The following is a 20,692-nucleotide window of genomic DNA, read 5'->3' as shown; positions in this document are numbered from 1 at the left end:
TACTGGTGTCGCACGGCGTGCTTTGGGAGGGAGGGTAAAAATGGACGGCTGGGATCCCCTTGATATACAAGGGTCTGCAACATCGGAGATTGTCGCTGCATCAAAGAAGCGAGAAATTAGAAATATTTTAAAATCATATGTCGGATTCTTTGATCCGTTCTCTGAGCTAATCCAAAATGCCTTGGATGCTGTTGATCTTAGGGCGGCAACGGTCAAGTCGGGCGAATACAGGAAGAAGCTTTGGATAAAAATTGATTTAAAAGAAAATGCTCTCACGGTTATCGACAACGGAATAGGGTTTTCAGAGCCGCAGTTCAGAACGTTCCTTTCTCCAAGTATTTCATTTAAGAATTCTAATCAAACCCGTGGGAACAAAGGCGTTGGGGCAACGTATTTGGCGTATGGGTTTAATGAGCTAGAGATAGAGACCAGGTCGCCGGACTTTTTTGCAAATACAAAGTTCGTTAGTGGCAGGGAGTGGGTTGAGGACAATGATGCGATTGTGGCGAGACCTACGGTACAGGTGGCTCCTGGTCAGTCTGTCGATTTCTTGAATGTTGATCAAGGGACGCGCTTTACACTTAAATTTCGAGGAAATGTGCGTCCAAAAAATTTGGGGTGGATTGGCGCGTCAACCGCCGAGCAATGGAAGTACCTTCTTCTCATTAAAACGCCACTTGGGCAGATCACTCGCCAAGTTGAGTCGGATGTCGTCTTCGACTTGACGGTAGTCGATTCAAATGGGGGTGTCACTGAAATTAGTAATCACCCTTGTGCGTATGTTTTTCCGCATTCTGCGATTAAGGCATGCGTAAGGATTTCCGATTTTACAAAGGAGCAAGCCGCTCTATCGGCTCAGGGGAAAGATGCAAGCAAGTTGCCGCCCAAGTTCAAGAAGCTAAACGCAGTTTATGAATACTGGGGTAAGGATGATCTGGTTTCATTGGTTTCTTCGGACGAAGATAGGTCGCTGATAGATAGTTACGGAGTTTGGGCTTACGGATTTTTCTGCTATTCCGCTGTTCAAGTATTTGATAGATTCAATGACGAAACTGCAAAGCTTAGAAAGGGGCAGCGAGTCCTTCGAGGTGGGTTGCAGTTGGCAACCAATTCAATGCCGCAGGGGGAGTTGATAACTATCCCACTAACATCAAATATTGGTTATCAGAATCAGGCGCATGTGGTAGTTCATCTCAGTAATGCCGATCCCGATTTGGGAAGAAAAGGCTTTCAGCCGGAGCTTCAGAAACTCAGTGAAAAACTTTCGGTGAGTATCGTAAATCGATTGAAGCAGTGGAGAAACTACATGCTTACCGATAGTGGGCCGGGAACGTCGCATCAGGAGGATCTCAGTATTGATGAATGGATAAATAGCCAAAGGGAGTATGAGAAGGCCCATCCAATAAATCTAAAGAATCCAAATTTCTTTGTTCCAATAAATGAAATATCAATAACTGCTGAGCCTAATTCTGAGCAGGATGTTGTCTCGTTATTCAATCAGTTGGTGGCTGGTGGTGTAATTAGAGGTATTAAGCTTATGGCAACTAGTAGTCATAAGCAATATGATGGCCTATATCGCTATCACTTAAATCAGCCGCTTGAAAATCATCGGTACGATGAGGTGTCGAATCCGCTTGGGGTTGAGAATATAAAGATGCCTGCTGATTTTGTTTCCAAGCCTTATGTTCTTGAATTTAAACATGGCTTCGATAGCTTAATGACGGATTTCGATAACGGGGAGAAGTCGGAGTCGTCAATAAATCTTGCGATTGTTTGGAAATTGCAGAAGCGGTTCGCTGAGAGGTATCAGGTTGTGTCGTTGTTGCACCCTGATAATATCCATCTTCGTCAGTTTCATGGGGTTACGCATGAATTGCATGATGATCATACCGGCGAGAAAAGAATGGATGTCATTGTATTGTCGGATCTCATTTCCTATTTGAATGATGTAGAAAAGGAGATTGCGAACCAAGAAATGATATATATGCAATAACACGAAAATTGCAACTCCAGCGGGCGCGGTAAGAGGGGCAGTTTCTTAGTCGCCCGCTGGGGGACGCATCACTCTCGCCGATCACCAGGAAGAGACATGTTTGCGCAGTCCTCATGCGCCGGCGCAGTGCCTATCCAGCTTCCTTGCTAAGTCTTCCATTTGCAAATGTGTGTACCGTTGAAGCATCCGCAGATCCTTGTGGCCGGTGACTGCTGCCACTTCGAGGACGGTAAGGCCCTTTTCCACTACGCGGCTGGTGGCCTCGTGTCGTAGGTCGTGAAAGTGGAAATCCTCAAGGCCGGCGCGTTTGACGGCACGCGCAAAGGCTAGCTTCAGAGCCTCTGTAGTTAAGCCAGGAAATACAGGCCCGCTGTCTTTGGGGGCAAGACTTTCGAACACCTCAATTGCTCGCCCAGATAGCGGTACACCGCGAGATGCGCCATTCTTGGTGCGCATAAGGCAAATGGATCGGCGTCCGAGATTGACCTGTGTCCAGTCGAGCGGAACGATCTCGCCGCGCCTCATCGCCGTCTCAAGAGCGATGATGATGACCGGGCGAACGAAGGGGTTGCGGGTCTGCTCGCATGCAAGCATGAGTGCTGCTTCCTCGCCCTTGCGGAGCCTGCGTTCTCGCGGCGGTCCGGACTTCGGGCGACGTAGGGCACGAAATGGGTTGTCGGGTAGCCTGACGCCCCATTCGGAGCGGGCGATCTTGATGACGTGAGACAGCAGATTGATTTCCCTGATAACTGTAGAGGCTGAAACGATTTTGAGTCTGGCGTCCCGCCACGCCGCGAAGTATTCCGTGCTCAGTTTTTCGACGAGCAGCTTGGCAAGAGGCGACTTGATAAGCGCGTTGAGCCGGACAACTTCATCTGCCGCCCCGCGTTTGTCTGGTGTCACCTCGTCCCGGTAGCGGCCAAGAATATCTCCGAAGGTGCGAACTTCAAGTGCGCTGCGCTTGCGGATTTTCTCCAGGGCCTTTTCAAGTTTTATCCGGTTTTGTCGTTCGACGGCGTCGCCATCTACAAGTTGCGCCCACTCCTTAGCGGCCTCCTCAGATTCGAAGGTCGCGCTTTGAGTGGGTATTCCTGTGCGCCTCACAATTGCACGCCATGAAACCTTGCCGCTGGGAGATTCTCTCTTAGCGATTGTTGCCATGCTCAGTCCTTTGTGAATGGAGCATTGTTAGGTGTCAGCGCGCTGGAGGAGCAGTTTCGCAGCGATCTCGTATGGTGTCGAACACTTCGATCGCCTGTGATTCCTGCCTTAAAGAGGCAGTTGACGGAACTGTCTTGCTCTCGCAACAATCCTGCATGATTGTGGGTTCATGCGGCCCGCACCGACGCTTCCATTCGACGCGCTGAGGCGAGCGGAAAGCTGTTACACTGACCTCTTCCACGCGGACTGCGTGGTGTAAGGGTAAGCAAGAGACGTGGCCGAGGGTGCGGCGAGTGTAGCGAGCCGCAAAGCCTTGCGCAGCAAGGCATACAGGTCGAAGGCACTCCCCTGCTAAGGGAGCATCCGGGCCAAAACCTGGATCGAGGGTTCGAATCCCTCCGTCTCCGCCAGCAATGGCGGCGAACCCCGGAAGATCGCGGTCTTCCGGGGTTTTGTTTTTTGGGGCTCGTTTTGGGGGCTCATCACAACCAGCCCATCACCAGTTTTCAGTCAGAGAACAGCGTGTATGGCGACCATCCGCCACGGGTGCAAGTTGTTCCAGGCTTGACGAAGGCAAGCCAACGGCCGTCAGTCCAAGAGTCACTCAACCTTCGATTTTCCACAAAGCAAGTTTCGATGGCGACGAGATCGCGTCGCCACCTGTTGCCACGCCCACCGCGGGTGGCGGTTGGCCTTGTTCTTGGTCAGGCACAGCTGCGACTTCGACAAGGTGGTTGCCATCGTTGCATGGTCATTCGAGATCGCGGTCAGCCTTCAGCAGCTTGAGCCGCGTCTTGCCGTCTGGCGTGAAGTGGGTGCCGAATCGCACCAGGCCGGCCTGGCGCAGGTGACAGCTCATGGTGAAGCTGAGCAGCATGCCGGGCTCGGGCTCTTCGATCGTGAGATCGATGGCCTTCAGCCTCGGTTCGTAGCGCAACAGTGTCGTCTCAATCTCGCGCTTGAGCGTGTGCGCCGAGGCGGGCAGGTGGCGGTAGATTCGGGACAGGTCGCCCAGTCCATAGTCCGGCAGGTGTGCGAGCCCGCCGCGGCGACTATTGAGGATGCGCTGGATGTTGTCTTGGACCGACAGAAAGGTCTGCGTCGCTGCGTCGAATTCTTCGACTGCGACACCGTTCCCAAAGAACCCTGTCACAGCCTCGAAGAGACCCGGCCCGACCCGTGTCATGCGCACGCACCGGGTGCTACTACCGGCTCTTCGAAATTCAGCCCGATACCGTCTGCCTCGGAGAACGACAGACGGATCGATTTGAGCGCCTTTCGACTATCCATACGCAGCAACAACTCATGTGACAGCACGGGCAGGATCTGCTGGTCGAGCAGGCTGTCGATATTGCGGGCGCCTGAATCGGGCAGCAGGCAGGCCCTCACCAGTTCGGCTACCAGCGCGTCATCGCATTGCAGCGGCACGCCATAGCGGCGCGTGATCCGGTCGGCCACCTTGCCAAGCTTCATCCTCACGATAGTGGCCATGGCCTCGGTCGAGAGTGGACGGTACACGACGGTCTGGAAACGTGCCAGCAGTGGCGGCTGGAAGCGGTCGACGAGTAGGGGGCGGATCGCTTCCATCAGGGCGCCGGTTGTGAGCTCGACGCCGGATTTTTCTGCAGCGTCGGTAGCTGCGAGAAGTTGCTCGCTGCCCAGATTCGAAGTCATCAGGATCACGGTATTACGGAAGTCGATCACTCGGCCTTCGCCATCGCGCATGAAGCCGCGATCGAAGACCTGGTAGAACAGGTTCAGCACGTCGCGGTGTGCCTTCTCGACTTCATCGAGAAGGATGACGCTGTAAGGGCGCTGGCGGACGGCCTCGGTCAGCACACCACCTTCGCCATAGCCGACATAGCCTGGCGGCGCCCCCTTAAGTTGCGCGACAGTATGGGCTTCCTGGTACTCCGACAGATTGATGGTGACCAGTGAACGCTCGCCCCCGAACATCAGGTCGGCCAGTGCTCGTGCTGTCTCCGTCTTGCCGACTCCTGAAGGCCCGACCAGCAGGAAAACCCCCAGCGGCTCATCCTCGGATTTCAGTCCCGCCTTGGCGGCACGCAGGCTCTTGCCGAGCGCGGCAAGAGCCTCGTCCTGGCCAACGACGACCTGCCCCAGATTGGCTTCCAGTTCCAGCAAGGTGACTCGTTCACTCGACAGCAGATTGCCTACCGGGACCCCGGTCCAATCGGCGATCACCTGAGCGATTGCCGCCTCGTCCACCTCCGCGTGGAGCAGCGCGGCCTGGCCGTGTTTCGCCAGCGCATGGTGGGCGGCCTGGATCGAAGGCGTCATGTCAAGGCGCGCCGACTCGTCCGCAGTGGCATGCCATTGCGTGCGCAATGCAATCAGCGCATCGGCGGCATCCCTCTGCTCCGCAAAGGCGCGCTCGAGCTGTTCGAGTTCGCTTGTGAGCGCGGTGAGCCGGCTATCGATGGCCGCCAGCTGTTCGCCGATCTCCACGCCGGTAGCTCCCTGGTCCTGCAGCAGCGCTGTGCGTTCGACCTCGAGCGCAGCGCGCTCCGCTTCGCAGGCAGAAATCGTAACCGGCGTGGCCTCCAGGCTCATATGAACGCGGGCGGCGGCGGTGTCGAGCAGGTCGACAGCCTTGTCCGGTAAATGGCGCCCGGTCAGGTATCGGCGTGACAGGCGCACGGCAGCGCCGATGGCCGCATCGGTGATATGCACGCCATGATGCTGCGCGTATCGGTCCTTCAGGCCGCGCAACATCAGGCAAGCGTTCTCATCATCGGGCTCGTCAACCTTGACCATCTGGAAGCGGCGCTCCAGTGCGGCGTCACGCTCGAAGTACTGCTTGTACTCGGACCAGGTCGTCGCCGCGATCGTGCGTAGTTCACCCCGCGCGAGCGCGGGCTTGAGCAGGTTGGCCGCATCGGCGGCACCGGCAGCGTTACCCGCGCCGATGAGGGTATGGGCCTCGTCGATGAAGAGCAGAATCGGTGTCGGCGATTGCTGCACGGCCTCGATCACGTTCTTGAGGCGTTGCTCGAACTCGCCCTTGACGCCGGTGCCAGCTTGCAACAGGCCCAGATCCAGCGTCAGCACGCTGACGCCCTGGATCACGGCGGGGACATCGCCTTCGGCAATCTTGCGCGCCAGCCCTTCGACCAGCGCGGTCTTGCCCACACCCGGCTCGCCGACGAGTATCGGATTGTTCTTACGTCGCCGCGCCAGGATGTCGACCATCTGGCGGATCTCCATATCACGGCCAAACACGGGATCGATCTTGCCGTGGCGTGCCTTTTGTGTGACGTCGCTAGTGAAGCGGGCCAGAACGGATGTGTCGGCTTGGCCCGCTACAAGCCTTGCGGCGGTGGGTGTGCCGGGTGACGACGATTGCAGAGCGGGAGTCTGTCCGTCGGTATCGTGTGCCACGGGCGTGGCGGCCTCGACTGAGATCTTGTCCAATTCATGCATCAACCGCTCGATCTGCGCGGCGGAGACGGAGAGGAGCGGCCAGGCATCGGGCGCACGCAGCAGGTGCGGCGTTTCGGCCAGAGCCGCCAGCAGGTGCGCGGAGCGGATTGACTTGGGCTCTCCGGGCGCCGTGGATTCGAGCGACGCTCGCATCCATGCGGCCTCGAGCCATTGGCCGACGCGCTGCGACAGGCCTGGCTTGCCACGCGAATCGTGCGGCAGCCGGTCGATGGCGGTGAGCAGTCCGCTCCAGATCCCATCCATATCCAGTTCATAGCGCTGCAGGATAGCCAGCAGATCGCCATCACCCAACTCCAGCAGCTTGATCAGCCAGTGTTCGACCTCGATGTCCCGGTGGGCACGTGTTTCACAGAAGCTGGCGGCATCGGTGAGGGCTCGGGTGCAGTGATCGTTCAGGCGACGCAGGAACGGGGAGAGATCGCGGGCAGTCATAGGCGCAGAAGGGCGTGGAACGCGGTGAAAGACTTGGAGGAGCGCGGACTACGACACGCGGTCCGCGTCAGCCAGCGCAAGGCGCTGGCCACCTGCGCCTTATGAGCGCTCGTTCCAGCTGTCGGCGTGGATGATGTTGCCGTCCGTGTACGACCAGGTGATCTTCTCGTAGCGCAGCTCGATGTCTTCGAGATGGTTGTGCCTCTCGTACGCCGGGTCCTTGATATCCCGCATTTTCGGCGTGACGCCAACCACCTTCACGTTTTCCAGCCTGGTGTTGAAGTACTCCTTCTCCTTGCCGGCGTCATCGATCTTGTACCACTTGATTTCGACGGACTTCAGCGTCTGACCGCTGGTGACCGCCTTGTACAAGTACGGGGTTGAAGCGTCGGTTTCCTTGCAGAACACGATGGGCTTGTGCACCCGCGTACCGGTCAGCTTGCCGGTATTGGAGTCGGTGGGGATGTTGACGGCGTGGTCGAAGGCGACCACTTCGACGCTGCCCTCGCGACCTGTCACCGTGACCGAGCCTTTGATATCGGCACCGCCATCGTCCTTGATCCACATGTACGCGGGAATTGCCATTTTTCTTACTCCTTCTGTTGGAATGAACAGGCCGGTTGGCCCGAGGTTGGTCGATTTTCACGATGTGCATCGCGACAATCGGGGACGAGCGTGATTTCGACACGTCGGTTCGCGGCACGCGTCGCCTCGGTGTCGTCTACGGCCTTGGGACGGGTGTCGCCATAGCCCTGGATCGCAAAGCGCGTGAGCGGCAGCCCAGCTGCATCGGCCAGCCAGTCGCGCACCGATGCGGCGCGTGCCTCGGAGAGCTTGAGGTTGCTGCGGGGGTTGCCGGTCGCGTCGGTGTGCCCAGCTACCAGCACGCGCTTGTCCGGGTGGGCCTTGATCATATCGAGAGCGCCGATCAGCACTCGGTTCGAGCCGGGATTCAGGACGGCGCTGCCGCTCTGGAAGAGAGACAGGCTGTCCAGTTCGATGGTCGAGGGTGGTGGCGTGGGCGGCTGATATGCAGCGATTAACGCATTGAGGGGGCCGAGCAACGGGGCGCCTCGATAGAAGCCCAGGCCCAGATGCGGCGGCACACCAGCGCGGGCATACTGTTCGAGTTCATCACGGTCACGCTTGAGGGCTAGCAGCACATCGACCCGGGCAGCGTCGTGCTCTGGCCCGACGGCGAGGTAACGAGCCATGTCGTCCATGACGCGAGCCACCAGCGCCCGGTTCTGCCAGGCGGAGGCCGCACAGGCGGCTGAGAAAGCGAGCGCCAGCCAGGCAAAGGCGTGCACCAATGCACGCGGGAATGCGCGATGCACAGGTTGCAGGGCGATGCCTCGAATCAGGGGCTCAGGGAGCGGGTAGGGCGCGCGGCGCCCATCACCGATGAGTCGGCGCAGGGCCGTCACTTGCTCTGTAAAGCGGGCAAGCAGCGAATCCGGGGAAGGCACACCCGCGGTGACGGTCACGCCGAAGGCCGCGAGGCGCATCGGTCGCCCGTATCGAGGTCCATCGCGAAGCCCGTCGCGTTGGGCATCGACGAACGCGGGCAACAACGTGCCGGCCGTCCACCGCACCAGAGCATCGAGGCGTGCGGCGCGGTGCATGCGAGCCTCGCGATCCGCGGGGACGGCAGCTTGCGCGTACTGCTGGACGCGCGTCGCGACCAACGAGGACAGCGCGTCGCTCTGCAAGATGTCGCTGCCGGAGATGCCGAACCACGGGCAGTCGTCCGGCGCGCCATCGGCTTCTTCGACGTACATGGCGATGCAGACCGGCAAGAGATAACCGACCGCACGGCTGGCTTCGCCGATGGCTGAGAGCCAGCGCCGGAGCGCGGCATTCAGCGCGCCAGCATCGTTGGTATGATCGGCGCCGATCAGACAGACGACGGCATCTGGTCCTTGCCCTTCACGCCAGCGCTTGAGCGCGTCCGCGACATGCGCCAGCCGGATCGGGTCGTCGACGCGCACCCAGATCGCGGCATCGGTGATCCGAATGAGCGCTTCGCCGAAGGCCAGCGCCGGGGCGCCAGTCGCGTCTCCCACGGACAGCACCAGCGGTGTATTGCGCCGGATGTCGCGCGGCAGTGCGTCGAGGGATGCCTTGACGGCTTGCAGCACTGGTTGTGCTGCAAGCCGGCGCGCGCACACCCGCCGGGTGGCCACGAGGATCGCCAGCAGTGCCACTGCGAGCGTGAAGGCTGCAAGCAGCAAGTTCCACGTCGCCCGCCAGGGCGAACTGAATGCTAGCCATGCCAAGACAAGTGCCGCGATCCAGCCAACGAGCATGCGGTAGGGATAGTCGGTCACGAACCCCCTCTCAGCCTGCAAGCCTGGAAATCGCCGCAGCCAGCCACCGATCCAGCGCGACATAGACCAAGGCAGCCCCAACGCAGGCGATTACCACCCAGGCATGCAGTGAAAGATGGCGCCAGCGGGGCGTCGTGCCCGCTGTCACCAGCACCGGGCCGGAAAATTCGCGCCAGCCGGCGCGATCCAGGCATTCATCGATGGCATGCACAAGTGTGGTGCGGGCAGCAGTTTCCTCCCGCGCATATCGCCCCTGAAAACCCAGCCCGAGGATCACATGGAAGACAGCGAGTAGCGGCAGCACTGGCTGTGGCTCGGCAAGGCGCCGCTCGATGCGGGCGATCAACGCGTCCCCTGCGTCATGGCTCTGGAATTGCTGTACCTGCAGGGGTTCGCGCTCCCAGGCATCGCGGTCGGTGCCCTGCAGCCGACCCAGTGCCACTTCATCCAGCAAGGCGCATTGGGCATAGGCAGCATCCTCGACCACATCGAGCGGCTGGCCGAGCGCCGAGAATTCCGCACGCAGGCGAGCCACTTGATCGAGGCACTTGGCCCGGAACGCCTCGAAGTCAATGCTCGGTTTGGCCGCGTCGGCGAGTTCCGTGACAGTCAGGGCCGTGTCGCGCAGGGCGAGCGGGAACATCATGGCGGGAGGTCTCATGCCGGCAATACCGCGAAGAGTTCAAGCGACACGTCCGGCAGTGAAGCCGGGACGTAGAACTGACAGGCCCGTGCGTTCAGCATGCGTTTGAAGGCCGGGTGGGCGCTGTCGAGCGCAAAGTACTGGTTCTCGATCCGTACTGGAATGGCGGCAGGCAGGCGCGACATGCTGCGCAGCGGAATACCAGGCAGGGCGGAGTTGACGATCTGCTCCACCTCATCCGGTGCACCCGCCTTGCAGAAGCGCGGCAACTGCTCGAGCAGCGTATGGGCGGGCAGGCCCGCCTGCACAGACAGGTAGTACTCCGCGCCTTCGACCAGACGCTCGTCGAGGATCCTGCCGACCCATACCGTGGGCCGAACACGCTCCAGCGCCACCGGTACTACGCGCGACGGGATCACGGTGTCGAGCAGGGTGTGGATGAGCGATTCCAGTTCCGAAAACACGGGCTCGGGAGCGAGGTGGTCATAGGCGGGGATGGCTCGCAGTGATGCCGTCGTGGAAAAGGTCAGGAGCGAGCCGGCCAGACGCGCCAGCACGGCATAGAGCCGTTCGGGATGCTGATGCGGCGCAGCGCACAGGCGCGCCAGCTCCGGCCAGGTGCTGTTGACACTGTGCAGCAGCCAGAAGAGCGCCACGTCGGCCACCGCGTAATCGGCGATCTGGTCTGAACGTTCGCGCCGGCGCACGGCCAGGCTCGCGCTCTTGGCGGCGAGGATCTCCGACAGCCGATTCATGCGCTCGGTGAGCCGCGTGTGTGCCGAGAGGAAGAGGCAGGGCGGCACAAAGGCAGGATCAACTTGGAAGCGTCCCTCGGGGCTGCGTACCAGCCGGGCAATGGGACAGGTCACGTAGTCGCCGTGGTTCTCGAAGTCGAAGAGGAGCGCCAACGCGTGCCGCTCGACGCTGATCTCTTCTCTGCCTTCCCCGTGCAGGTCGGCGACTTCCAGATACTCCCGCACGAAGCGACGCGGCCGCGCGGGCCGGTCGTCGGCCTCGGCGCAGTTGCCACCCTGGGCGTCGACGAGCGCCAGGCCAATCAGCACAACCACGGCCTCTTGGTGGGCCGGCACGTCGCCGAGATCGCGAGCGGCGGGCGTCAGATCCGCCGTCTCCGTATCAATGACGGTGCCATCCGGCAACCGAAGGGCCAGCGCACTCACCGCCAGCCGATGGATCGACAAGGCCTGCTGGTCGAGCGCGACACGTACGACGCCCCACGGGTCAGGGCTGGCAAGGCGCGCGACACACTCGTCGGTATAGCGGTCCCACAGTGCCTGTTGCTGGAAATGCTGCGGGGTCATGAAAATCCCCTGTGCCCACAGCGGTCTTGAAATTCTCATCGTGCTCGGCTGGTACGCGGAAAACGAGTTTCCGCATGGAAGAGGCTGCACGATGACGGCGTAGCCAGCGTGCAGCGGAAGGACTTCAGGTCTACGGCATAGGAACGGCCGTCCCCGTTCAGTTCTTTGCCTTGGGCATCTGCGACACGAGCGACAGATTTATATCCATCCCTTCGATCTGGAAGTGCGGCACGATGAAGAGCTTGACGCGGAAGAAGCCCGGGTTGTCCTCGATATCCTCGACCATTACCTTGGCTTCGCGCAGTGGATGCGAGGCTTGCAGCTCGTCGGCCGGATCGGTCATCTCGGTCACGAGCGTCTTGATCCAGGTGTTGAGTTCCAGCTCCAGCAGGCGGCGGTCCTTGGTGGTGCCGATGTTCTCGCGCTGAATGAGCTTCAGGTAATGCGCGATGCGGGACAGCAGAAAGATGTACGGCAGGCGCGCATTGACGCGGCTGTTGGCGGTGGCTTCCCTGGTGTCGTAGAGCGCCGGCTTCTGCGCGGAATGTGCGGAGAAGAAGCAGGCGAAATCGTGATTTTTGTAGTACGACAGCGGGATGAAGCCCAGATTGGCGAACTCGAACTCGCGTGTTTCCGGGATCAGTACCTCGGTCGGGATCTTGGCCTGGTTGCCGGTGCCCAGATCGTACAGATGGATCGGCAGGTCTTCGACCAGGCCGCCGGCCTGCGGGCCACGGATCTGCACGCACCAGCCATTCTTGATGAAGCTCTGCACCATATTCGCGGCAAACGCGAACGAGGCATTGGCCCAGAGGTAGCGATTGTGATCCGGGCCCTTGACGGCTTCCGTATAGTTGAAGGCGCGCACCGGAACAGTCTCCGGGCCATAGGGCAGGCGCGCGAGGAAATTCGGCAGGGTCAGGCCGATATATCGCGCATCGTCGGATTCGCGGAAGCTCTTCCACTTCAGGTACTCGGCGCGATCGAAGTAGTTGCCGATGTCGCGGATGCTCGCCACTTCCTCCATCGACTCCTTGCCAAAGAATGCCGGCGACACGGAGCCGATGAACGGCATGTGCGCGGCCGCGGACGCCTTGGAGATATTGCGCAGCAGGGTGATGTCCTGAGGGCTGCGATCGAACGCATAGTTGGAGATGATCGATCCGATTGGCTCGCCGCCTGGCGTGTCGTATTCCCGGATGTAGGTGTGCAGATACAGCCCGCTCTGGATGACCTCGGGTGTGTCCTCGAAGTCCTGACGCAGCGCGTCCTTCGAAACATCCAGCACTTCAATCTTGACGTTCTTGCGGAAGTCGGTGCGATCGACCAGGAATTTCAAACCACGCCAGGCCGATTCGATATTCTGGAACGTCTCGTTGTGCATGATCGCATCCAGCTGGCGGCTGATCTGCCGATCGAGGTGCTCGATATGGAAATCGAGCAGGCTCTTGTCGAGGCGGTCCACCTGCTGCGACGAGTCCTGGATCATCTTCAGGAAGACGTTCATCGCCTGTGCGACGCGTTCGTCCAGCGACGATTCGGAGAGCGCATCGGCGCTCTGGAACGATTCCACCGGGCGCGTGGCTTTGACCGGTGTCAGGTTGATCTTCTCACACAGGGACTCGTAGACACTCTTGCCCGGGGCTTCGAGGACGACAGTGTCTGCTGCATCGATACTGCCGTGCGTGGTGACTTCATGCTTGGCCATGGGGCTGACTCCTCAAGGATGGTTATTGAGCGGACGGGGAAGCTGGAGCGGCCTCGCCGATCTTCTGCAGATCTGCGCGCAGGCGCTCGGACAGGGCCGGGTCCTTGAGAATCTTCTCGAGTTCGCGCCGGAACATGGCGTTGTCGAGCAGGTTCGACTTCAGGTCGCGGAGCAGATTGCGCGCCGCCATCAGAGCGCGCAGTTCCGGCACTTTGCCGGCCACCACCTCCGGCTTGAAGTCCTCCATCGACTTGAAGTCGAGATCGACCGGCAGCTCGGTGCCATCGCCGACGAGGGTGTTCTCGACCGCGATCTTCGCCTTGGGGTTGAAGTCGGCAAGCACCGAATTGAAGTTGTTCTTGTTGATCGAGACCTTCTCGCGCTCGGCAAGTGCCCGCGAGTCCTGCCCGTTGCTGTAGTCGCCCATCACCAGCAGCTTGAGCGGCAACTCCACCTTCTTCTGTGCGCCGCCGGTATGCAAGTCGAGCTTGATGTTGACCCGTGCCTTGGGCACTTCGTTCTGGAAACTCTCAGCCATTTCTCTTCCTTCTTATCTCTGGTTTCATCGATTGTCAGTTCTCAAACGGCGATCGGTAGTGCGACGCTAATTGCCGATTGATACCACCTCCTTCGCTACAGAGAAATTCGCCGATTCTTGAATTCTCAATGGGTGTTGATCTGGATCGGATCTGGTCGTGAATTCAGAAGCGAAGGCATTTCCACCTCAGGAGGAATCGTTTAGTGTGCGGCGCGCAGCACGTTGCATCGAGCAACGCATGGTCACTGCAACAGGCGTTGATCAACGCTGACAACGGAGCCCAACACATGGCGGATCTGGTGGAAGGACTGAAGCAACTGAAGCACTACGACGGCGCGCTGCGCGAGAAGCTGACCGGGCGGCAGACGTATTTCCTGGAAGTGCCCGGTACGGCGAGCGCGTCGGCGTTGTCGGTGATCGCCTTTGAGGCGGTGGAGCGGATGGGTGACCCCTACATCGTCACCGTCCAGTTGACGCATCCGCTGGAGCTCGATCGCGCCGACTATCTGGGCAAGGCGGCGACCTTCCGGATCGATCCCGCTGACGGCACGGCGCCTCGCAAGTTCGCCGGCTGCATCACGCGCTTCTCCAGGACCAGACAGACACGCGACTTCTGCGGCTACGAAGTCGTGGTCGAGCCACGCATCGCGCGACTGCGGCTGACGCGCGCCAGCCGCATCTACCAGCAACAGACCGCCCCGCAAATCATCGAGGCGATCTTGCGCCGCCACGACCTGCAGGGGCACCAGTTCATCTTCAAGCTGCGCCGAACCTATCCCGAGCACAAATTCCGCCTTCAGCATCAGATGTCCGATCTGGCGTTCATTCGGCTGCTGTGTGAGCAAGAGGGGCTGTACTTCTATTTCAGTCTGGGAAAATTCGGCGAGATGGTGGTGTTCGGCGACGATATCGATCACTACCTCTACCAGCCGGAACTGCGGGTGCCCTACCGTGAGACGGCCGGGCTGGAGTCCGGGCAGGAGGCGGTGTTCTCGCTCGAGACCCACGCGCGGACCATGCCGGAATCGTTCCGGGTCGCCGACTTCAATCCCGATCAGGCCTGGGAGCGGCCCACTGGCGAGGCGAACGTCGCACGCAAGGAGAAGACGACCTACGGCCAGTCCTACGTCTACGGCACGCACCACCTGGATTTCGAGGGTGCCAAATGGGAGGCGCAACTGCGCCACGAGGCGGAGTTCTCGCGGCAACTGATCTTCGCGGGCGAGAGCAACGTGCTGGCGCTGTGTCCGGCGCGCATCCTGCGCACGGACCAGACACTGCCCGACGCGCCCAACGGGCTGGTGGTCACCGAAGTCATCCACAGCGGGGCGCGCGATGCCGCCTATTGCAATACCTTCAGGGCGATTCCGTCGGACCGGCGCTTCCGGCTGCCGATGGACGAAGACAGCTGGCCGAGGATTCACGGCACGCTGAGCGCCCGCGTGACCTCGCCGGGCCAGTACAAGTATGCCTACCTGACGCAGGATGGCCACTACGTCGTCCGCTTCGATTTCGACTTTGACACGTGGCCCAATGGCGGCGAGAGCGTCCCGCTGCGCCTCGCCAAGCCGTTCGCGGGGGCGCTGCAAACCGGCTTCCACTTCCCGCTGGTGGACGGCACCTATGTGGACGTCGCCTTCCGCGACGGGAATCCCAACAAGCCGTATATCGCCCACGTGCAGCACAACAGCCAGCACACGGATCTGATCACGAACCAGGACCGATGGCTGTCGCGCAACGTGATCCGCACGCAGAGCAACAACAAGCTGCGGTTCGAGGACTGGGCGGGTCAGGAGAGCATCAAGCTATCCACCGATTTTGGGGGCAAGACTCAACTCAACCTCGGCTACCTGGTGGATCACCAGAAGAAAAAGCGGGGCAATGGCTTCGAGTTGCGCACGTCAGGCTGGGGAGCGATCCGGGGTGGCAAGGGGCTGCTGGTTTCGGCGGACGATCAGCCGAAGGCGAATGGGCAGCAACTTGATATGGACGCCGCGCAGGGCTTGCTGCAGCAGGCGCTTCAGCAAAGCGAGGCGCTGGCGTCGGCCGCGAAAGCCGCACAAGCCATCGCAGCCGACTACGCCCGACAGAAGGCCCTGCTCGACGACACGCTAAAGGAACTCAGGAAAGCCGCAATTCTGGTCAGCGCGCCGGCTGGCATGGCACTGGTATCGGGCGCGGACTTGCAGTTGAGCGCGGCGGAGAACCTGATCGCCACCGCGGGTGGCAACGCCGATCTCAGCATCGTCAAGCGCTTCACCGTGGCGGCAGGCGAGTTGGTCTCCATCTTTGCGCAGAAGCTGGGCATCAAGCTGTTCGCGGCCAGGGGCAAGGTGGAGATCCAGGCGCAGAGCGACGAGATGCGGCTGTTGGCCGACCGGAACATGACGATCACCAGTGCCAACGGGCGGGTTGTCATCGAGGCCAGGGAAGAGTTGCTGCTCAAGTGCGGAGGCTCGTACTTGAGCATGTCATCGACCGGCATCGAGGATGGTACGCGGGGCGATCGGACGATCAGGTCGGCCGCGTTCAGTCGGCAAGGGCCGTCGTCACTGGCTCAACAGATGAATAGTCTGCCCAAGACAGCCTTCAACGACCCTTACGTACTTCGCAACAAGATAACCGGTGAAGTGCTGAAGCATCAGCCTTACGAGATTGTGCGTGAAGACGGCACCCGCATCAAAGGACTGACCGATGAGATGGGCCGGACCGCGGTCCAGAAAAGCCACGATGTCGAAGGCATATTGATTCGTGTATTGGGAAACCAGAAAGGTGCCGCGTGACATTCGCTGCCAAGGCGAGGTTCGCTATGCCACGAAGGAGATGAATCATGGCCGTTGACTTTTCACTACTACCTTCCGAGGCATCAGCACAGATTAGTGCACCGTCGCGACGCGTTTGGATAGTGGCGTTCCTTGTGATGGCCATGACCGGCATGCTCGTCGTCCTCGTTGCTTGGCCGCAAGGCATGCCAACCCAAACATGGAAATTTTGGACGACTTTCGTCGTCTTTCCGTTAGGCATTTCCGCGTGGACCGTGCTGCGCCGCTATAGCGTATTTGAAGGCCGGAAACTGGACGCGGAGTTAAGCAATGAAGCCGTGAAGGCGTTCAACGCGCGCGTCTTCGAAGCGGCAAGTATCCCGCTGGCCGTATTGGGTGCGGCTCACCGATTCTCGTCTAATCCTGACGAGAATGCGCCTGAGCGCATTGATAAGGCGACTTTGTCGCTTGAGACGCGAGGCTCGATAGCAGTTGTCGGGGAGCCGGTCAAAGCCCGCTGGCTCGTCATACCGGGCATGCGTACGACCCCCGGCAGTGGCGAGGATGACCGCAACCGCCGTCGCGACGTTACAACATGGTTGTTCGGCGAATTGCTCGATGAGCTCGTGCCACGCATCCAACAGCTACCCGCGCAAGTGGACTTGGTAATCCGGCTTTCCGTGTCCAACGGGTTGACTCAGCAGGAAAATGAAGCGCTATGGCAGGACTGCTGGTATGCCAGATCACTTCGAAAGGCTGAGGTAATGCCGACGGCGGAGTCGCGGTTTGACTTGATAAGCCTCGACAAATGGCTGGATGAAATCTTGGCGAATACAAGCCTGCACGCCACACTCGCCGTCGCCGTCCAGTTGCATCCTTTACTTTCAGGCATACCGCCGACAGGTTCGGCCGAAGCTGGCGCCGCGCTGTTGTTGGTACCGGAAGAACTGGCTAGCAGGTATCGGACGCCGCGCATGGCAAGTTTGCACCGCCCGGTGCGAGGTCGGCTGGATCAGCCAGATGCGCTATCGCATGCTGTGAAATGGGGTGGTCTCGCGGCCAATCAGATCGCCGGTGGGTGGCTAACAAATATCGATTCGGCGCGAGCCGGTGCATTGCAAGAGTCGTCGAGGAAGCTCGGACTGACCGTGCGCCCTGCTGATCTCGATCAAACCGTTGGCTTCGCCGGCACCGCTGCACCGTGGCTAGCAGTAGCCTGTGCTGCCTCGTCGCTCAGCAGTGACAGAGCGGAGCAGGTTGTTCTCGTCGGTGAGAACTCGCACTTTGATTGCGCAGTATTGAAACGCGCCCGACTTGAGGAAGCCCCGAGCAAATGAATTCGTTCGTGCCGTGCCATACCAGCAAGTCATCCCATCACGTTATTTGTCGTGTAAACCATGAGTAGCTCTATAAACCGCAGCGTACCGGACGCACCCGCGCAAGCGCGCGGCAGCGAAAACGCCTCACCTATCGATATAGGTGACGGAAGTGACGACGTTGTCCGACTCTCTGGCAGCTTCGATCGCGACGGCATACCCTCGGCTCGCGCCGTGCTGACTTCGGACAGTGACCAGCGCTCCAAAGAAGTGCATGTGGATCCGCGTTCGCCGATTCCCGTGATCTTCCTTCCTGGGGTAATGGGGTCCCTGCTGACGAACAAGAAAACAGGAGCGGTCGTGTGGCATCCGCCCAATATGGACGGCGTGATTTCAGGCGTTTTCGGGGCGATCTCGATCATCACGGGCTGGTTCGCCAGCGCGAGCAAGCGTGCGAGACGGTTTGATCCTATCCAGGCTGTGGTTGATCCACGTGGTCCGGTCGACGTTGGCAACAATGATTTGAGTGATGAGGAGGCAAGCCGACGTGGATGGGGAACCGTCCATCGCTGGAGTTATCAGCCGACGTTGGCCTGGCTGGAATACACGCTCAACCATCCGATGCTGATGGGACAAGCCATCGGCGAGTGGGCAAACGGTGATGAGGAGGGTGAGAAAGCTGCGCTCAGCGCCATCCTTGGCACCGATCCATCCGACTATGGCGCCTACGGACCCGGTGGGCCGATTACAGCCGATTCCGATGTGTTCAAGTCATTGGCCCGCTATCGCTACCCGGTCTACGCCATTGGCTACAACTTCCTGCAATCGAACGAAATATCGGGGCAGCAAGTCCTGGATGGCGTCGACTTCAAACATCACGACACCGAGCGGATCACCCGCGTTATGGGTATCCGTGAGATATGCCGGGAGAACCATACCGACAAGGCCATTGTTATCACGCATTCCATGGGTGGTTTGGTGGCGCGCATGGCTTCCCAGTTCTGCGGTGGCGCCAAGGATATGCACGGCGTAATCCATAGCGCGCAACCGGCCACCGGGGCGCCGCTGTTTGCCAAGCGGTTCCGCACGGGTGGCGAGGATTTCATCAACGGGAGTCTCATGGGGCGCGACGATGCGGAGTTCGTGGCAATTGCCAGCAACGCGGAGGGCCCGATGGAACTGGCGCCGATGCCAGACTATTACGATGGAAAGCCATGGTGGATCTTTGTGGACAAGAATGATGGCAGGGAAATCATGGCCCTTCCCGAGAAAAACGCGCTAGATGACCTGTACACCAACGACGCGTGGTACGCCCTGCTGCCGGACAATTCCTTGCTTGACCCAGCGGGGATCATTCGGGAGAGGCTTGACAAGGAAGGGGCTGAAAGCAATGTTCACGAAGACTACAAGAACAGAATTAAGGAAGTAGTGAAACGTCAGGACAAGCTACGCAACGTCTATCACCCAAACACCTACGCGTTGTATGGGGACGGGGCACTCAAGTCAAAATCTTTGGATAGCAGGCAGGGGGCCGCCAAGCTGGAAGCGGGCCTGCTTGACGAGGAGCTTCAAACCTGGGGCAAGGTTTTGTGGGAGGGTGCGCTTCCCGAGGGCACGACCGCAGAAGAGCTAAAAGGCGCTGAGTTGATCCACGACGATCATCATGGTGTGCTGACCATCCGCGTGCGTGGCCAAGCCATCAAATTGACCGTGCAGCAGAAGGCCGTTGCGCCAAAGCAGGGTGAGCGAGATAACGGGATTATCGCTGGTGACGGTACGGTCCCGTCGTGGTCTGCCGCAGCGCAAGGCCGCGGGCTGATTCCGGGGCTGTCAAAGGACAAGGCCAATGGCGTCCAAATGGTCTTTGTGCAAGGGGGATACGAGCATCAATTCAGCTTCGAGCATCCCTGGACACGCTGGGGCACGCTCTACAGCGTGGCGCAGATTGCACACTCCATCGAGAACCCTGCGAAATGAACCCTGAGCTGATCAACACGCGCGCGCTGCGTGCCCTTCTTATTCTATTGGTGGTGGGTCTGTCCGCCTGTGCGCGGATTACCCCTGTGGAGCCTGTGATGACAACAAGCAATCCCCTCATTGCCAATCCGCGGCCATGGTGCATCGGACGATTTGTGCTGGACCGTCCCGCGAACAGCAAGATTAGTTCAGAAGAGTATGAATTCTGGGGCGACAAGATTGACGTTGCCAGAAACGTCAGTGTCGGAACTTTCCAGCACAAGGTCGATACACGTGAAAGAGAGTTGGGGACAAGGAAGCGCACCATTCTCATTCCATACAAAGAGTCGGTGAGAAGAGGTCTCCCGAATGGGGTTGTAGAGATCGATGTGCCATGGCTTGAGAAGGTCGTGTCACCATCTGCGACCTCGCGATTGATGATTTTCAAGGAAGACGGCGATGCCGATTCCTCTTTCAAAGGTGAAGGTCATGCTCTGGCCGGTAGCACGATGCTAACCATGAAATCTGTGTTGGGGAGCGGTGCCGTACAAAAAGTTATCCGAAGAGAGGGTGAATGGTATCGATATATCACCTACCGCGACGACTGGGCTGTTCCCACGGAACGCGGCTTCTGCATCGAAGGCGCGCTCATCGGCGGTCCATCGCGAAACAGTGAGTTGCTCCATCAGGGCATGGTGCTCCAGCCTGGTCGGCCTTCCTTGTTCCTGATAGATGTGCGTGATGCCGTGGATGTGGATCAGCAAACTTCGCTGCTGAAGACGCTGCCAGACCTGCGTCGGGAACTGAGGACGCAGGGGTATAGCGGCTACGTAAGCGTGCTACGTAAAGGCAAGCGCCAAGTCGCAGGCATGGATGCGGAGGAGGTGCTGTTCTCGATCAGGAGTGGCTCGGTACAACTGTATCGCTTCTATCTTCTGGCGCCGGGCAATCCTGACACGGTGGCACAACCGCACACTGAAATCCGCCTGAACCTCGGGAGTGCCAATCATCCTGCGTTGCGGGCTACGTTGCCCCCTGAGCTAGCGACTTCGCCCGTCGATGAGGC

At 59.7% G+C, this 20,692-nt stretch carries 14 protein-coding genes; 5 read left to right on the top strand and 9 right to left on the bottom strand.

What is annotated here, in order from left to right; all coding sequences use genetic code 11:
• Window positions 1-40: 40 nt before the first annotated feature.
• Complete coding sequence (locus BLR29_RS19280) at window positions 41-1,993, top strand: ATP-binding protein (RefSeq protein WP_218132707.1); 1,953 nt, start codon at window positions 41-43, stop codon at window positions 1,991-1,993.
• A 111-nt stretch (window positions 1,994-2,104) separates the two neighbouring features.
• On the opposite strand, the gene BLR29_RS19275 is transcribed toward BLR29_RS19280, so the two are convergent.
• The 9 genes from BLR29_RS19275 to tssB form a co-directional block, all read right to left on the bottom strand.
• Window positions 2,105-3,154 carry an integrase gene (locus tag BLR29_RS19275; protein WP_092138651.1) on the bottom strand — a complete coding sequence of 350 codons (1,050 nt, stop codon included), beginning with the start codon at window positions 3,152-3,154 and terminating at the stop codon, window positions 2,105-2,107.
• A gap of 751 nt (window positions 3,155-3,905) precedes the next feature.
• Entirely contained in the window at window positions 3,906-4,340 is a 435-nt protein-coding gene (gene tssE, locus BLR29_RS19270; protein WP_092139123.1) for a type VI secretion system baseplate subunit TssE, read from the bottom strand.
• On the bottom strand, window positions 4,337-7,051 hold the full coding sequence (gene tssH / locus BLR29_RS19265; RefSeq protein WP_092138650.1) for a type VI secretion system ATPase TssH: 2,715 nt from the start codon (window positions 7,049-7,051) through the stop codon (window positions 4,337-4,339). Before tssH ends, tssE begins: the two co-directional genes overlap by 4 nt.
• A gap of 99 nt (window positions 7,052-7,150) precedes the next feature.
• On the bottom strand, window positions 7,151-7,636 hold the full coding sequence (locus BLR29_RS19260; RefSeq protein WP_092138649.1) for an Hcp family type VI secretion system effector: 486 nt from the start codon (window positions 7,634-7,636) through the stop codon (window positions 7,151-7,153).
• 5 nt (window positions 7,637-7,641) lie between these two features.
• The gene (locus tag BLR29_RS19255; protein WP_092138648.1) at window positions 7,642-9,381 is read right to left on the bottom strand and encodes an OmpA family protein; all 1,740 of its coding nucleotides are present in this window, start codon (window positions 9,379-9,381) and stop codon (window positions 7,642-7,644) included.
• Window positions 9,382-9,391: 10 nt separating this feature from the next.
• Window positions 9,392-10,027 (bottom strand): DotU family type IV/VI secretion system protein, encoded by a 636-nt coding sequence (locus BLR29_RS19250; RefSeq protein WP_255371326.1) that lies wholly within the window; start codon window positions 10,025-10,027, stop codon window positions 9,392-9,394.
• An 11-nt stretch (window positions 10,028-10,038) separates the two neighbouring features.
• Window positions 10,039-11,385: a type VI secretion system baseplate subunit TssK gene (gene tssK / locus BLR29_RS19245; RefSeq protein WP_092138646.1), complete on the bottom strand. Its 1,347-nt coding sequence runs from the start codon at window positions 11,383-11,385 to the stop codon at window positions 10,039-10,041.
• Between the two features lie 118 nt (window positions 11,386-11,503).
• Entirely contained in the window at window positions 11,504-13,054 is a 1,551-nt protein-coding gene (gene tssC, locus BLR29_RS19240) for a type VI secretion system contractile sheath large subunit (protein WP_092138645.1), read from the bottom strand.
• Between the two features lie 22 nt (window positions 13,055-13,076).
• Complete coding sequence (gene tssB / locus BLR29_RS19235) at window positions 13,077-13,592, bottom strand: type VI secretion system contractile sheath small subunit (RefSeq protein ID WP_092138644.1); 516 nt, start codon at window positions 13,590-13,592, stop codon at window positions 13,077-13,079.
• Window positions 13,593-13,879: 287 nt separating this feature from the next.
• Here tssB and BLR29_RS19230 point away from each other — a divergent pair, with 287 nt between their 5' ends.
• The 4 genes from BLR29_RS19230 to BLR29_RS32020 form a co-directional block, all read left to right on the top strand.
• Complete coding sequence (locus BLR29_RS19230) at window positions 13,880-16,375, top strand: type VI secretion system Vgr family protein (RefSeq protein WP_092139121.1); 2,496 nt, start codon at window positions 13,880-13,882, stop codon at window positions 16,373-16,375.
• Between the two features lie 47 nt (window positions 16,376-16,422).
• A complete protein-coding gene (locus BLR29_RS19225; RefSeq protein ID WP_092138643.1) occupies window positions 16,423-17,691 on the top strand; it encodes a hypothetical protein in 1,269 nt (422 codons plus the stop codon).
• Between the two features lie 60 nt (window positions 17,692-17,751).
• On the top strand, window positions 17,752-19,647 hold the full coding sequence (locus BLR29_RS19220) for an esterase/lipase family protein (protein ID WP_255371325.1): 1,896 nt from the start codon (window positions 17,752-17,754) through the stop codon (window positions 19,645-19,647).
• Window positions 19,644-20,692, top strand: a 1,049-nt coding sequence (locus BLR29_RS32020) for a T6SS immunity protein Tli4 family protein (RefSeq protein ID WP_143018480.1), incomplete at its 3' end; no start/stop codon positions are given. The genes BLR29_RS19220 and BLR29_RS32020, both read left to right, overlap by 4 nt.

The sequence above is a fragment of the Cupriavidus sp. YR651 genome (genome assembly GCF_900101625.1).
Classification (GTDB): domain Bacteria; phylum Pseudomonadota; class Gammaproteobacteria; order Burkholderiales; family Burkholderiaceae; genus Cupriavidus.
This window is presented reverse-complemented; position numbering and strand designations above follow the sequence as displayed.